Source organism: Streptomyces sp. NPDC058086 (genome assembly GCF_042885015.1).
Lineage (GTDB): Bacteria > Actinomycetota > Actinomycetes > Streptomycetales > Streptomycetaceae > Streptomyces.
The window spans coordinates 151,351-164,813 of record NZ_JBHVST010000015.1; the positions used below are offsets into that span (position 1 = coordinate 151,351).

Consider the following 13,463-nt stretch of genomic DNA (forward strand, 5'->3'; position numbering starts at 1 on the left):
TCAGCCCTTCAGGGCCGCCATCCACGTCTCGACCTCGTCGGAGCGGCGCGGCAGCCCCGCCGACAGGTTCCGGTTGCCGTCCTCGGTCACCAGGATGTCGTCCTCGATGCGCACGCCGATGCCCCGGTACTCCTCGGGGACGGTCAGGTCGTCCGCCTGGAAGTACAGGCCCGGCTCGACGGTCAGGCACATGCCCGGCTCCAGCGTGCTGTCCACGTACGTCTCGGTCCGTGCGGCGGCGCAGTCGTGGACGTCCATGCCGAGCATGTGGCCGGTGCCGTGCAGGGTCCAGCGGCGCTGCAGACCCAGCTCCAGGACGCGCTCGACCGGACCCTCGACCAGACCCCACTCGACGAGCTTCTCGGCCAGCACGCGCTGCGCGGCGTCGTGGAAGTCGCGGTACTTGGCACCGGGCTGCACGGCCGCGATACCGGCCTCCTGGGCCTCGTACACGGCGTCGTAGATCTTCTTCTGGATCTCGCTGTAGCGGCCGTTGACCGGCAGCGTGCGCGTGACGTCGGCGGTGTAGAGCGTGTGCGTCTCCACGCCCGCGTCGAGCAGCAGCAGGTCTCCGGAGCGCACGGGCCCGTCGTTGCGCACCCAGTGCAGCGTGCAGGCGTGCGGGCCGGCGGCGCAGATCGAGCCGTAGCCGATGTCGTTGCCCTCGACCCGGGCGCGCAGGAAGAAGGTGCCCTCGATGTAGCGCTCGCTGGTCGCCTCGGCCTTGTCCAGGACCTTCACGACGTCCTCGAAGCCGCGCACCGTCGAGTCGACGGCCTTCTGCAGCTCGCCGGCCTCGAAGTCGTCCTTGATCAGCCGTGCCTCGGAGAGGAAGACCCGCAGCTCCTCGTCGCGCTCGGCGGTGACCTTGTCGGTCAGGGCCGCCTCGATGCCGGCGTCGTAGCCGCGCACGACCCGGACCGGTCCGGTGGCCTCGCGCAGCTTGCCAGCCAGTTCGCGTACGTCGGAGGCGGGGATGCCGTACAGCTGTTCGGCCTCGGTGAGGGAGTGTCGGCGGCCGACCCACAGCTCGCCCTGCCCGGACAGCCAGAACTCGCCGTTCTCGCGGTCGGAGCGCGGCAGCAGGTAGATCGTCGCCTTGTGGCCGTCGGTGGTGGGCTCCAGGACCAGGACGCCGTCCTCGGTCAGGTTGCCGGTGAGGTACGCGTACTCGACCGAGGCGCGGAAGGGGTACTCCGTGTCGTTCGAGCGGGTCTTCAGGTTGCCCGCCGGGATCACCAGGCGCTCGCCCGGGAAGCGCGCGGAGAGCGCGGCGCGGCGGGCGGCGGTGTACTCGGCCTGCGCGATCGGCGTGAGGCCGCGCAGCTCGGTATCGGCCCATCCGGACTTCATGTTCTCGGCGAGCTCGTCGGACACGCCCGGGTACAGGCCGTTCTTGCGCTGCTTGATCGGCTCTTCTTCGCCCGCTTCGTCAGCGGCATCGTCGAGCACGGCTTCCGGGGTCTCCGGGTTGAGCGCCTCCGACACGGTCTGCCTCCTAGATACGACTCTGGACCTTCCCCCCAGTTCTCCGCTGTGCCGGAGCAGGGGGACACCCATCATCGTACGGTCGTACAGAGGTGGGCCCAGGGCCGGAAGTCCTGTTACGCGCAGAGCTCAGCCGCGCGGCCCGAGGGCCTCACTCGAAGCGCGCCGCCAGCAGTACGACGTCCTCCGCGCTGTCCGCCTCGTCCAGCCCGTCCGGCAGCATGGACCGCAGAACATGGTCGGCGAGCGCGCCGGGGTCCTCACGCAGCGTCCTGGGGACGCTGGCGGCCGCCGCGTGCAGCCGGGCGAAGGCGCGGTCCATGGGGTCGCCGGTGCGGTGCAGCAGGCCGTCGGTGTAGAGCAGCACAGTCTCGCCGGGCTCGGCCGTCAGTTCGACGCTGGGCGCCTCCCAGCAGGCGAGCATGCCCAGGGGTGCGGACAGGGAGGTCTCCACGAACTCGGTGCGCCGCGCGCCGATCACCAGCGGCGGGCTGTGTCCGGCACCGGCGAGCGTGACCTTGCGCAGGGCGGGCTCGCAGTACGCGAAGAGGGCGGTCGCGGAACGGGCGGGCTCGGTCAGGCGCAGCAGCAGTTCGAGGTCGGACAGGACGGCGACGGGGTCCTCGCCCTCCATCACGGCGTACGCCCGCAGGGAGGCCCTCAGCCGGCCCATGGCGGCGACCGCGCTGGGCCCGGCCCCGGTGACGGAGCCGACCGCGAGGCCGAGCGCGGCGTCGGGCAGCGGCAGCGCGTCGTACCAGTCGCCGCCGCCGCGCGGGCCCGTGCGGTGCCGGGCGGCGAGCTGGACACCGGAGACCCGGGGCAGTCGCGGCGGAAGCAGCTCCCGGGAGATCGTCTTCATGCACGCGCGTGTGCGGTCCAGTTCCAGCAGCCGTGCCAGGTGCTCGGTCGCGTAGCGGGCGTAGAGGCCGACGAGGTGGCGCTGGCGCTCCACCGGTTCGGCGGGTTCGTCGTAGAGCCATACGGCGGCGCCCAGCCGGCCCGCCGCCTTGGTGGACAGGGGCAGCGCGTAGCTCGCGGCGTAGCCGAGCCGCGCGGCCACCTCGCGGTGGCGGGGGTCGAGCCCGTCCTCGGAGAGCAGGTCGGGCTGGGAGATCTCGCCCTCGCCGCCGGGCAGTCCGTCCAGGATCCTGCCGTACGACATGGCGCTGCGCGGGACGGTCTCGATGTGGCCGAGGTCGGCGCGGGCGAGTCCCAGGCCGATGGTGGTGTCCGGGCCGAGTCCGTCGCCCGGTTCCATGACGACGAGACCGCGTCGGGCGCCCACGAGGGCGGCTCCGGCGCGCAGCAGCTCCTGCAGCGCGTCGCTCAGTGTCGCGGTGCGCACCAGGCGCTCGGTGAGTTCGTGGAGGGTGGTGAGGTCGGACACCCAGCCGGCGAGCCGATCTTGGAGAACGGCTCCGGGGCCGGTGGACGAGGTGGCCGAAGAAGAGCCCGTTGCGGAACCCGTCGCGGAACCCGTGACGGACGTCGTCGGCGCGACAGTGTGTGCGGGCGCGGGAACCGTTGAATCGATTCCGGCCACTTTCGGAACGTGAGGGGCGTTCATGGCGTCCGGCTTTCCGACCGGTGCGTATTGCTCAATAGCATCGCAAACCCCCATGTCGTTCTGCGCCGCTAGCGGTGTCTCCACATGTACACGCACTCGTGAGGGGATGTCCAGCATTGTCCTGCTGGGATTCCTGGTGTCCATGAGACCCTCGGTAACCCTTGCGGGAAAGCAAAGTTGGCTTAAAACTGACTCGGGTAACGGGTCATTGAGGTCGACTGGCCTCGTTCGACGGAGCGTCACAGCGGTCGTGATGGGTACGTACTCGGTGAAGGCCAGGGGTGGTTGGGATCCGCCCGGAACCTGGCGACGGACCCGGGCGTCTTAACCACCGACGACCGTGCCCCATCCTCCCGTGGCGGAGGCGGCAAGAGACAGCGGGACGGCAAATCGCCAGGCGCCGCCACCCCACGCCATGCCCATGCTTTAGACAGACGCAGTATGGACGCGGACGCAGCCAACGCTCGGCCCAGATGGGTTCCCCTTGCCTCACGCAAGGGTGTGATGCGCCAGCAGGTACGCACAGTGAAGTGATCGACACATGGTGTGATGTGATCCACGGTGTTGCCAGGCGTGCAACGGAAAGGAACGAGCGCTCATGCGCGAGATCCTCGGAAGGCGACGCAGGCTCCTGTCCAGGCGAAACAACGGGAGCCCTGAGATGCTCAGCGCGGCCCTGACCTTCGCGGCCGATTGGCAGTGGCCCGTACTCCCGGGTGTGGCACCGGACCCGCAGGGGCGTGCCCGCTGCGGGTGCCCGGACCCGGAGTGCACGGTGCCCGGTGCCCACCCCTTCGACCCCGGCCTCCTCGCGGCCACCACAGACGAGCGCATGGTGCGCTGGTGGTGGACCAACCGGCCGTCCGCACCCATCGTGCTGGCCACCGGAGGCATGGCCCCCTGCGCGGTGAGCCTGCCCGCCCTCGCGGCGGCCCGCGCACTCGACGCGCTCGACCGCACGGGCATGCGCCTCGGCCCGGTCGTCGCGGCGCCCACGCGCTGGGCGATCCTCGTCGCGCCCTACTCCATGGAGCAGCTCGGCGAGCTCCTCTACGCCAAGGACTTCGTGCCGGGGTCCCTGCGCTTCCACGGCGAGGGCGGCTACATCGCGCTGCCCCCGTCCGAGACCGGCCAGGGCCAGATCCGCTGGGAGCGCGCACCACTGCCCGGCTCGGCCGCGCCCTGGGTGCCCGATGTGGAGGCCGTGGTGGACGCGGTGGTGGAGGCGCTCACTCGTACGGGTGTGAGCGCGCCCGAGTTGTAGGGTGCCCGGCGCGCGGTGAGCCGCGCGCCCACCCACGCTCGTTATGTTCCGCACTATGCAGCGTCATTCCGGGGGACACAGAGCCCCATCGTCTCTACGCGCCGAGCCGGACTTCCAAAGGGTTCGCCTGGTGGCGCTGGCGGGCCTCGTGGTGTTCACGGTCGCCCTGCCACTGACCGTGGCCTCCGCAGGACCCGTCGGTGACGGGAGCTCCGAGGCCCTACGCGCGTCCCGGACGATCGACGACAAGGGAACGGCCGCCCCCGCCGCTCCCCGTTCCGCTTCCGCGACCCCTCCCGCTTCCGCGCCCGTGCCCCGGCTCCTGGGCCTCGGCCGGGCCACCGCCGCCCGCTGCGGCCCGGAACTCTCCTCCCCCGACGGCATCGAGGCGCAGACCTGTGTCATGACCCAGGGGGAGGACACCTGGGCGCGCACCTACTACCGCAACGTGACCGGTGACGCGCTGAGCTCCGCACTGAGCCTCATGGGCCCCGGTGGCCGCACCGTGGAGATGAACTGCGTGGTGGGCGCCGAGGACGACCCGGGGGTGTGCGAGACGCCCAGAGGGCGTACTGCGGGGGGTGTGGGGGCGTACACGGCGGTCGCGGAGTTCGCGAGGAGCGCCGGGAGCGGGCCGATGCTGCTGCGGTCGGGAAGCGAGGCGCAGAGCGCCTCGGGGAGCGATTCCGAGAGTACCTGGGGAAGCGGACCGGAGAGCGGTCCGTAGGGCGCCTCGGGGAGCAACTCGGCCCCGTAGCAAGGCGGTTGACGCCGCAGGGAAATCCGTACATGGAAAGACCCGGTTGCTGGCGACGGGGGATGCACCAGCAACCGGGCTACTCGAACGGTAACAAGAGATCGGCGGTTCGCAAATTCGATCTCGGCTATTCGGACACGGATTTACCTGTCACCACCGGGAGTTGTGACAGGAGTCACCTGTTCCGCGAAGCAGCGACCAGCTGACCGGTCGGTCAGTGTCCCCGCTGTGTGTCAGCTGAGCGTGACCTGTCGGTTCGTGAGGCCGCCCCGTGCCCGCCGCTCGTCCACGGTGAGCGGTGCATCCGAGGCCAGGGCGGTCGCGAGGCGCTCGGCGAACTCGGCCGCCGGCTTTTCCACATCGTCGGCCGTGACGCCTGTCGGCAGGTCCCAGACCGGCACCGTGAGTCCGTGCGCACGGAAGGAACCGACCAGCCGGGTGCCCTCGCCGAGGTTCGAGCGACCGGCCGCGTGCAGCCGCGCGAGCGCGTCCAGAAGCTGCTCCTCCGGGTACGGCATCACCCAGCGCAGGTGGTTCTTGTCGGGGGTCTCGCACCAGTACGCCGCGTCCACGCCGGAGAGCTTCACGGTCGGGATCGCCGCCGCGTTGGCCCGCTCCAGGGAGGCGGTGACCTCCGGCGTCGAGTGCTCCGCGTCCGGGACCCAGAATTCGAAGCCCGAGTGCACAACTGGCTCGAACGTGCCTTCGGGGTCGAGCAGTTCCTGCAGTCGCGGGCCGTCGGCCGGGGCGCGGCGGCCCTGGATCGGGGTGCCGGGCCGCGCCGTGAGCGCGCGCTGGAGGGTGTCGGCGAGGTCGCGGCTGATGTCGCCGGACGCCGTGTCGTTCTGCAGGCCGATCAGGACCGAGCCGTCGTCGCGGCGCAGCGCGGGCCAGGCCATCGGCAGGACGGTGGCGAGCGTCACCGAGGGAACTCCCTCGGGCAGGCCCTCCTTGAGCTTCAGCTCGACCGTCGCGGCGGGTACCAGCTCGCGCAGCGCGACCCAGTCGCCCTCGCTCGGCAGGCCCTCGAAGGGGCGCTGGACCAGCTCCGTCACCGCGTGTGCGGCCGCCCGGCCGTGGCAGGCCTTGTAGCGGCGGCCGCTGCCGCAGGGGCAGGGCTCGCGAGCGCCGACTACCGGGATCTCCCCGTCCTTGAGCTGAGGCTGCTTGGCCTTCGTCTGGGGTCGCTTCTTGGCCATCGTGGGTGTCTCCCGATCACGGCTCGTCTCGTACTGGCGCGAGCCTAGCCGCTCGTACGTCGGCTGCTGGGACCCTGTGGACAACGCACCGAGTCGTCCCGGAACAGAGCCTTCCGTCCGGGGTTTCCTCCCCCGTCCTGTCGGGGGTTTCCTCCCCCGTCCCGTCCTGGTGTGCGCGGTGGTCGGTCCGTCCGGTCCGTGCGGTTCGTGTGGTGGTCGGTCCGTCCGGTGTGCGGTGCGTGTGGTGGTCGGTCCGTCCGGTGTGTGGTGGGTGTGGTGGGTGTTCGGTCCGTGCGCGGTCGTCAGTCCAAGTCGTCGAAGACGTCCGCGAAGTCCAGTCCGGGCAGCCCCGCCACACCCGGTGACGCGACGCGCGTAGCGAAGTCGTCCCGCCGGCGCGCGGCGGCCGTGTCCGTCACGTCGTCCTGGACGACGACCCACACGGTGACCTCTCCGCGGGTGTCGTCCCGTACGCCCCAGTCCTTGGCCAGCGCCGTGATGATGTTCAGCCCACGGCCGCCGTGCGCGGTGACCGAGGGCGTGGCGGGAACCGGGCGGGTCGGACCGCCGCCGTCCGTCACCTCGACGGTGAGCCTCCCGGACGCGTCGACGCGCCAAGCGGCCCGGACGTCGCCGTCCCCGGCCAGGGCGTCGCCGAGGGGCCTGCCGTGTCGGCACGCATTGCTCAAAAGTTCGGAAAGGATCAGTACGGCGTCGTCGATGACCGATTCCGTCACTCCACCGGTGCGCAGTTGGTCGCGCATCCGATGTCTTGCTCTCCCCACGCCCGCAGGGCCATGGGGAACGGCCATGCTCGACGACGTGGGCACCTCCCGTGCCACCACCAACGCCACCCCCGAGACCTCCTTTGCCCCACGCCACGGAGTGGATGCCCCTTTGGACTGGACCGGAAACCGGCCAATCCACGTGTGCTGACGCACTCGTAACGATCGAACACGGAACGAACGCGCCGGTGCACTCCCTGTAACCATGTGGCTGGATCTCGGCGGTGATTGACGTGGCCGGACGGCCGTTGCCGGCGCTTCGAGCGGTGCTTTCCGGACGGTGAGCCGCGAGGTCAGCGGCCGAGTTGGTGCAGCACCGCGCGCGGGCGGTTGGTGATGATGGCGTCGATGCCCAGTTCAACGCAGAGATCGACGTCCTCGGGTTCGTTCACCGTCCAGACGTGGACCTGATGACCGGCTCTTTTCAGCCGTTCGATGTATCCAGGGTGACTGCGTACGATCCGCATCGAGGGGCCCGCGATCCGGACACCGGCCGGCAGCCGTCCGTCGCGCAGCCGGGGCGAGATGAACTGCAGCAGATAGACCGTCGGCAGCGTCGAAGACGCGGACCGGACGCGGTGCAGGGAGCGCGCCGAGAAGCTCATGACGCGCACCGGAGAGGCGGCGGCGCTCGCCGGCGCGTCCAGGCCGAAGCGCTTCAGGAGGAGCAGCAGCCGGTCCTCGACCTGGCCCGCCCAGCGCGTGGGGTGCTTGGTCTCGATGGCCAGCTCCACGCGGCGGCCCGCGTCGGCGACGAGTTCGAGCAGCCGCTCCAGGGTGAGGACGGAGGTGTCCTCCGGGTCCCCGGGGCCGTACTCCCAGTCGGGGGACTCGTCGCGGTTCTTCCAGGAGCCGAAGTCCAGGGCGGCGAGCTCGGCGAGCTCCAGGGCCGAGACGGCTCCGCGGCCGTTGGACGTACGGTTGACGCGGCGGTCGTGCACGCAGACGAGATGTCCGTCCGCGGTCAGCCGTACATCGCACTCAAGGGCGTCCGCACCGTCCTCGATCGCCTTCTTGTACGCGGCCAGGGTGTGCTCGGGAGCCTCTTCGGAGGCCCCGCGGTGGGCGACGACCTGAATCGGGTGCTGTCGTGCGTGGGTCACCGCGTCATGGTGCCACCGTCACGGCGCCGACGTGGGGGCCGAGACACCAGGAATGTTTCTTTTAGTATAAAAGGCCCGATATAAAGGATGGTCCTGGACCCACAGCCACCGCTTATGGTGCTCTGACGTCCCGTGGGAAAAGCTGACGGCGTACAAAAAGCACATGCACACCAGCACAGCTGCATCGCGCCGGACCGTCTGACAAGCGTGAGTGAGCGTGACCGAGTGCGACCGAGAACAACAGCCGTGGACCGAGGAGAAGAGCTGTGAGCACCGAGAACGAGGGCACTGCAGTACCCCCGGCCCCGTCCGCACCTCCTGTGCCGGTGGAAACTCCCGCTGCTTCCGCGCAGAGCGCTCCGCCCGAGGGGGGCGCGCCGACCGCCCAGATCCCGACGGTGCCTCCGAGCGCCCCCGGCGCACCGGAGCAGACACCGGCGTACGCGTCGTTCGGTGCCGGGGCTCCCGGGGCGCAGGGACACGACTCCGGGGCGCCCGGAGCGCCGCTCTCCGCCGCTGAGGCGGCCTGGCCGCCCCCGCCGCCCGCCGTTCCGTCGTACGCGGACGGTGGCGGCTCGGGAGCGGGCGGCTGGGGCTCCTCCTACGGGCAGCCCACGCCGAAGCCCAAGAACCGGCGCGGCGGCCTGGCCGCGGCGATCCTGGTGGCCGCGCTGGTCGCGGGCGGCGTCGGCGGCGGCATCGGCTACTCGCTGGCCAAGAACAACGACAGCTCCACCGACTCGACGACGGTCTCCGCGCCGAGCGGCAGCGGTGACGTGAAGCGGGCCTCGGGCACGGTCGCGAACGTGGCCGCCAAGGCGCTGCCGAGCACCGTCACCATCGAGGCCGAGAGCAGCAGCGGCTCGGGCGGCACCGGCACCGGGTTCGTCTTCGACACCCAGGGCCACATCCTCACCAACAACCACGTCGTGGCGGACGCGGTCGACGGCGGCAAGCTCACCGCGACCTTCCCCAACGGCAAGAAGTACGACGCCGAGGTCGTCGGCCACGCGCAGGGCTACGACGTCGCGGTCATCAAGCTCAAGAACGCGCCGTCGGACCTGCAGCCGCTCACCCTGGGTGACTCCGACTCGGTGGCGGTCGGCGACTCCACGATCGCGATCGGAGCGCCCTTCGGCCTCTCGAACACGGTGACCACGGGCATCATCAGCGCCAAGAACCGCCCCGTGGCCTCCAGCGACGGCAGTGCCAGCAGCAAGGCCTCCTACATGAGCGCCCTGCAGACGGACGCCTCGATCAACCCGGGCAACTCCGGTGGACCTCTCCTGGACGCCCAGGGCGCGGTCATCGGCATCAACTCGGCGATCCAGTCCTCGAGCAGCGGCGGTCTGGGCGGCACCAGCCAGTCCGGCTCCATCGGCCTCGGCTTCGCCATCCCGATCAACCAGGCGAAGCACGTCGCCCAGCAGCTGATCAAGACGGGCAAGCCGGTCTACCCGGTGATCGGCGCCTCGGTCTCCCTCGAGGACGGCACCGGCGGCGCGAAGATCACCGAGCAGGGCGCGAGCGGCTCAGCGGCGGTCACCTCCGGCGGCCCCGCCGACAAGGCCGGTCTCAAGCCCGGCGACGTCATCACCAAGCTCGACGACCAGGTGATCGACAGCGGCCCGACCCTCATCGGCGAGATCTGGACCCACCAGCCCGGCGACGTCGTCAAGCTCACCTACACGCGCGACGGAAAGACCCACACCGCCGAGGTCACCCTCGGACAGCGTGACGGCGACAGCTGACCGGTTAGTTTTGTCCCCGCGCCACCGACGATTGCCGGTGGCGCGGGGTGGGTTGCCCGAGCGGCCTAAGGGAACGGTCTTGAAAAACGTGAGGACGCGAAAGCGTCTCCGTGGGCTCGGATCGCACCGCCACCGCAGGTCATAGACGTGCTGGTCAGAAGGGGTGCCTCTCGCTGAGAGGCACCCCTTCTGCGTGGAGCCTGTCTCACCTTGATCCGGCTCCGTCACGTTGTGGATCAGCGTGTGTGGACCAGGCGTGGACCGGATGTCGGGCCGCGGGATTGGCCGCGACCTGTGCTTTCGTCGGGCCGATGGACTGAGCGCCTCAGTTGGCGAGTTGAGCGCCTCAGTTGACGGGCATGACCGGTAGGGGAGACCAATTGGCGGGGACGTTCCGCATGACCAGGGCGCAGTCCAGGGTTGCGCTCCCCGACGGGAACCGGTCTGGGGCGTCGAAGAAGGACGACGCGGCGGAGCGAACCCGGCCGGCTTCCACGTGCCAGGCGTCGGTGTGCAGTTCCATGCCGTCCAGGTGACGGCCGGACCTGGTGGCCGAGAAGCCCTTTTTCCCACCTTGGAAGAAGCGGGAAGCCTCTGCGAGGTCGGCGAAGAGTTCACTGCCCCGCAACTCGTCGGACAGCTCGACAGTGGCATCCACTCGGGTGTCGCCATCCCGTGTCGCGAAGGCGACATGCACTTGGCCGGGTGTCTCGTGCACCTCGAAATCGGCGCGGCCGTGTTCGCCGGGGAAGACGCGGCCTCCGGCCCAGGCATTGAGCCGCGAGGCGGTGTCGCGCCGTGGGATGTAGACGCCGGTCTCCACCCCGTGCGGTCCGTCCCATTCCACGGCGATCCGATGGGCCGCGTTCTCGCTCCGCAGGCCGACCGCCTTGGGTGCCCAGGTGGGCCGCACGCTTCCCAGCCTCAGCAGGCAGATGCCCGCGACCGCGTAACCGTGCACCAGATGCGGGCGCAGGGGCTCGGGGAGCAGGCGTGCCGCGGCGTCCGGGGCGACCCGGTAGTTCACCAGAAGCCGTCGTTCAACGACGCTGGACAAGTGTGGCTGCCTCATGATCCCTCGCTCTGCGCCCCGGGGCGCCATTTGGTGTGACGCAGCACGATTTGCTCTGGGCACACGACGGTGAGGAACCGCCCGATGCAGATCGCCAGGCGTTCCTCGGCCAGCGTGTAGAGGATCCGGTTGCCGTCCCGGCGCTCGGTGACAAGCCCGGCACTCTTGAGCACACCCAGATGCCGTGAGACGGATGGCGCGCTGATGGCGAACCTGCTCGCGATCTCACCGGCCGCGAGCTCGCCACCCCTGAGGTCTTCAAGGATCTGGCGTCTCGTTGGGTCAGCGAGCGCACGGAAGGCCCCCGCCTCGTCCTGGGCTCCTGTCATGGCCAATATTTAGCACCTTAGCTAAATACCTAACAAGCACTTCGACACCCTTCCCCTGGTCGAGCGGGCGCCTGTCTGCGACTTTGCGCGGTAAGTGACACCAGAGCGGCGGGCTGACCAGGTCGGCTCTGTGGATCGGATCGCTGTACTTGACACCGGAAGGTCGTTCAAGGGGGCGGCAAGCGGACGGGGACCTTAGTCGGGCAGTCCCCAGAAGGATCCGTGCAGGCCGACCTTGGCGAAGTAGGCGGTGGCGGAGGCGGGGTCGCGGCGGGTGTAGCCCGGTTCCAGGCGTCCGGTGTACCAGTCGCCGGCGAAGCGCCACAGGGTGCCCAGATCCATGACGTAGCCGCGTTCCTGGCCCGTCCGCCGCAGCCATGTGCCGACGCAGTCGGTGGAGCAGAACAGGCGTTGGTTGCCGCAGGTGTGCACGACGTCGTCCCAGGCCCGGTGCATGGGGGTGAGGAAATGGGCTACCTGGTCGCCTTGCGGGGGTGCGTCTCGGCCGACCACCCAGGCGTGCGGGGTGTCACAGGCCGGACAGCGGGTGGCGACCAAGACGTCAGGCTCGTCCCGGAGCAGGTGGGGCATGGCGAACGAGTCCCAGGCGCACCCGCCCCACCACAGTGTGTGCGCCCCCATGACGGAGAAGCCGAGCGGCACGGACGCGAAGGGGTGGGCCATCACGACCTGGTCGTTGTCCTGCGGGTCCAGGACCACATCATGACTGTCGTGAAGGGTGCGCAGTTCCTGACGCACCTGGTCGGGGGCGAGTCCGGTGAGTGCGGCGAGTTCCGGCACGCTCGGAGCACGGCCGGTGCGGGCGAATCCGTTGTAGACGGCCAGGCGGACTCTCTCTGTCCCCTGAAGGCTCGTCGGTGCTGCTGAGACGTTCCCGGTCATTCTTGTGATTCCTTCGCTGGTCGCGGCGATGGGTCCAGAGTGCGCGTCGAGGAGGTCCGGAGGCTTGAACGCTCGTGCGGCACAATTAGGACATGACGCCTTCCAGAGAGCGCGCCGCCTACTGGCGGGTTCCCGGGCTTGCGCTGGAGGTCATGGACGCCCGCTTCGAGGACTACGCCTATCCGATGCACGCCCACGACACGTACTCCTTCGGAGTCACCGACGACGGCGCCCAGTCGTTCGTGTGCAGGGGAGAGCGGCACGTCAGTGCGGTGGGACTGGTCATGGCGTTCAATCCGGACGAGCCACACGACGGACAGTCGGCCGTCCACCACGGGTACCGCTACCGGATGCTGCACCTCGGCGAGGATCTTGTCCGGGACGTTCTCGCCGACGCGGCTCCCGGCAACGCCGGATTGCCGCTCTTCGACACCCCGGTGGTGGACAACCCGGCCCTGGCCCGATCCGTGGCCTGCCTCCACACCGCGGTCGTCGAGAACGCGCCCCGACTGGTCATCGACGAGCGCCTCACCGCCGCCGTGCTGGCCCTGACCCGCGACGCCGCCACGCGTCCGGCGCGCCCGCCGGATCAGCAGAGCAGGGTGGGTCTGGCTGCTGTGGCACGGGCCCGCGGTCTGCTACGGCAGCGATTCGCCGAGAACATCGCCGCAGAAGACCTGGCTCGAGTGGCCGGATGCAGTCGCTTCGCGCTGTACCGGGGCTTCCGCGCGGCGTACGGCTTCGCACCCAGTGACTACCAACGCGATGTGCGGCTGCGCCGAGCCCGCGCGCTCCTGGCGAAGGGCACGGCGCCATCGACGGCAGCCGCCGAGGCCGGCTTCGCGGACCAAGCCCATCTCACCCGATGGTTCTCCCGCACCTACGGCGTCACCCCCGCTGCCTATCAAGCGGCGCCCCAACAGGTGCCGTAACCCCGAGTGGCACTCAGCCAAGTGTCATCCATCTGGGAAAGTCGCACTGTCACCGGCCAACGCGCTCAAACGTGCCGAGTGGCGGCCGAGCACGTCGTGTCGGCGATCGCCTGACAAGACCTCCATGCAACCTGGCAACGCCACCTGCTCTGCTGCTCAACTGCCGTGCCGCCCAGTACTCGCTGCCGCCCGAGATGTCGCTCGGCCCACGGAGGCGGCGGCCGTGATGTGCGAGCCTGGCCGCGGAGCCCCATGTCTCCTGACCGTGTGACGCACGCCACGGGAACCTGCCCTGCCGCGTGGACAAGGA

The 13,463-nt window shown here is 70.0% G+C and carries 12 protein-coding genes; 4 read left to right on the forward strand and 8 right to left on the reverse strand.

Features of this window, described 5'->3' with window-relative positions:
* A complete protein-coding gene (locus ACFVWD_RS14955) occupies nt 1–1,488 on the reverse strand; it encodes an aminopeptidase P family protein (RefSeq protein ID WP_389596280.1) in 1,488 nt (495 codons plus the stop codon).
* Nucleotides 1,489–1,639: 151 nt separating this feature from the next.
* Nucleotides 1,640–3,175: a PP2C family protein-serine/threonine phosphatase gene (locus ACFVWD_RS14960; protein WP_389596307.1), complete on the reverse strand. Its 1,536-nt coding sequence runs from the start codon at nt 3,173–3,175 to the stop codon at nt 1,640–1,642.
* A gap of 481 nt (nt 3,176–3,656) precedes the next feature.
* On the opposite strand from ACFVWD_RS14960, the gene ACFVWD_RS14965 reads away from it, so the two are divergent.
* Both ACFVWD_RS14965 and ACFVWD_RS14970 read left to right on the forward strand, forming a co-directional pair.
* Nucleotides 3,657–4,322, forward strand: coding sequence for a bifunctional DNA primase/polymerase (locus ACFVWD_RS14965; protein WP_389596281.1), 666 nt, complete (start codon nt 3,657–3,659; stop codon nt 4,320–4,322).
* Between the two features lie 55 nt (nt 4,323–4,377).
* Nucleotides 4,378–5,049 carry a hypothetical protein gene (locus ACFVWD_RS14970; protein ID WP_389596283.1) on the forward strand — a complete coding sequence of 224 codons (672 nt, stop codon included), beginning with the start codon at nt 4,378–4,380 and terminating at the stop codon, nt 5,047–5,049.
* Between the two features lie 263 nt (nt 5,050–5,312).
* On the opposite strand, the gene ACFVWD_RS14975 is transcribed toward ACFVWD_RS14970, so the two are convergent.
* From ACFVWD_RS14975 to ACFVWD_RS14985, 3 genes are all read right to left on the reverse strand, one after another.
* Nucleotides 5,313–6,278: a DUF5926 family protein gene (locus tag ACFVWD_RS14975; RefSeq protein ID WP_389596284.1), complete on the reverse strand. Its 966-nt coding sequence runs from the start codon at nt 6,276–6,278 to the stop codon at nt 5,313–5,315.
* Nucleotides 6,279–6,580: 302 nt separating this feature from the next.
* A complete protein-coding gene (locus ACFVWD_RS14980; protein ID WP_389596286.1) occupies nt 6,581–7,219 on the reverse strand; it encodes an ATP-binding protein in 639 nt (212 codons plus the stop codon).
* A 137-nt stretch (nt 7,220–7,356) separates the two neighbouring features.
* Nucleotides 7,357–8,166, reverse strand: coding sequence for a glycerophosphodiester phosphodiesterase (locus tag ACFVWD_RS14985; protein ID WP_389596287.1), 810 nt, complete (start codon nt 8,164–8,166; stop codon nt 7,357–7,359).
* Nucleotides 8,167–8,432: 266 nt separating this feature from the next.
* On the opposite strand from ACFVWD_RS14985, the gene ACFVWD_RS14990 reads away from it, so the two are divergent.
* Nucleotides 8,433–9,917 carry a trypsin-like peptidase domain-containing protein gene (locus ACFVWD_RS14990; RefSeq protein WP_389596288.1) on the forward strand — a complete coding sequence of 495 codons (1,485 nt, stop codon included), beginning with the start codon at nt 8,433–8,435 and terminating at the stop codon, nt 9,915–9,917.
* A gap of 346 nt (nt 9,918–10,263) precedes the next feature.
* On the opposite strand, the gene ACFVWD_RS14995 is transcribed toward ACFVWD_RS14990, so the two are convergent.
* From ACFVWD_RS14995 to merB, 3 genes are all read right to left on the reverse strand, one after another.
* Entirely contained in the window at nt 10,264–10,989 is a 726-nt protein-coding gene (locus ACFVWD_RS14995; protein ID WP_389596290.1) for a DUF2071 domain-containing protein, read from the reverse strand.
* Nucleotides 10,986–11,318, reverse strand: coding sequence for a metalloregulator ArsR/SmtB family transcription factor (locus ACFVWD_RS15000; protein ID WP_389596292.1), 333 nt, complete (start codon nt 11,316–11,318; stop codon nt 10,986–10,988). Before ACFVWD_RS15000 ends, ACFVWD_RS14995 begins: the two co-directional genes overlap by 4 nt.
* Before the next feature lie 195 nt (nt 11,319–11,513).
* Nucleotides 11,514–12,221: an organomercurial lyase gene (gene merB / locus ACFVWD_RS15005; RefSeq protein ID WP_389596294.1), complete on the reverse strand. Its 708-nt coding sequence runs from the start codon at nt 12,219–12,221 to the stop codon at nt 11,514–11,516.
* A gap of 92 nt (nt 12,222–12,313) precedes the next feature.
* Between merB and ACFVWD_RS15010 the strand changes: the two genes are divergently transcribed.
* A complete protein-coding gene (locus ACFVWD_RS15010) occupies nt 12,314–13,153 on the forward strand; it encodes an AraC family transcriptional regulator (RefSeq protein WP_389596295.1) in 840 nt (279 codons plus the stop codon).
* Nucleotides 13,154–13,463: the final 310 nt, after the last annotated feature.

Excerpts from the sequence above, each read along its gene's own strand:
- ACFVWD_RS14960 (WP_389596307.1), bottom strand. The coding sequence starts at position 3,175 with ATGCTGGACATCCCCTCACGAGTGCGTGTACATGTGGAGACACCGCTA.
- ACFVWD_RS14965 (WP_389596281.1), top strand. The coding sequence starts at position 3,657 with ATGCGCGAGATCCTCGGAAGGCGACGCAGGCTCCTGTCCAGGCGAAAC.
- ACFVWD_RS14970 (WP_389596283.1), top strand. The coding sequence starts at position 4,378 with ATGCAGCGTCATTCCGGGGGACACAGAGCCCCATCGTCTCTACGCGCC.
- ACFVWD_RS14975 (WP_389596284.1), bottom strand. The coding sequence starts at position 6,278 with ATGGCCAAGAAGCGACCCCAGACGAAGGCCAAGCAGCCTCAGCTCAAG.
- ACFVWD_RS14995 (WP_389596290.1), bottom strand. The coding sequence starts at position 10,989 with ATGAGGCAGCCACACTTGTCCAGCGTCGTTGAACGACGGCTTCTGGTG.
- ACFVWD_RS15000 (WP_389596292.1), bottom strand. The coding sequence starts at position 11,318 with ATGACAGGAGCCCAGGACGAGGCGGGGGCCTTCCGTGCGCTCGCTGAC.
- merB (WP_389596294.1), bottom strand. The coding sequence starts at position 12,221 with ATGACCGGGAACGTCTCAGCAGCACCGACGAGCCTTCAGGGGACAGAG.
- ACFVWD_RS15010 (WP_389596295.1), top strand. The coding sequence starts at position 12,314 with ATGACGCCTTCCAGAGAGCGCGCCGCCTACTGGCGGGTTCCCGGGCTT.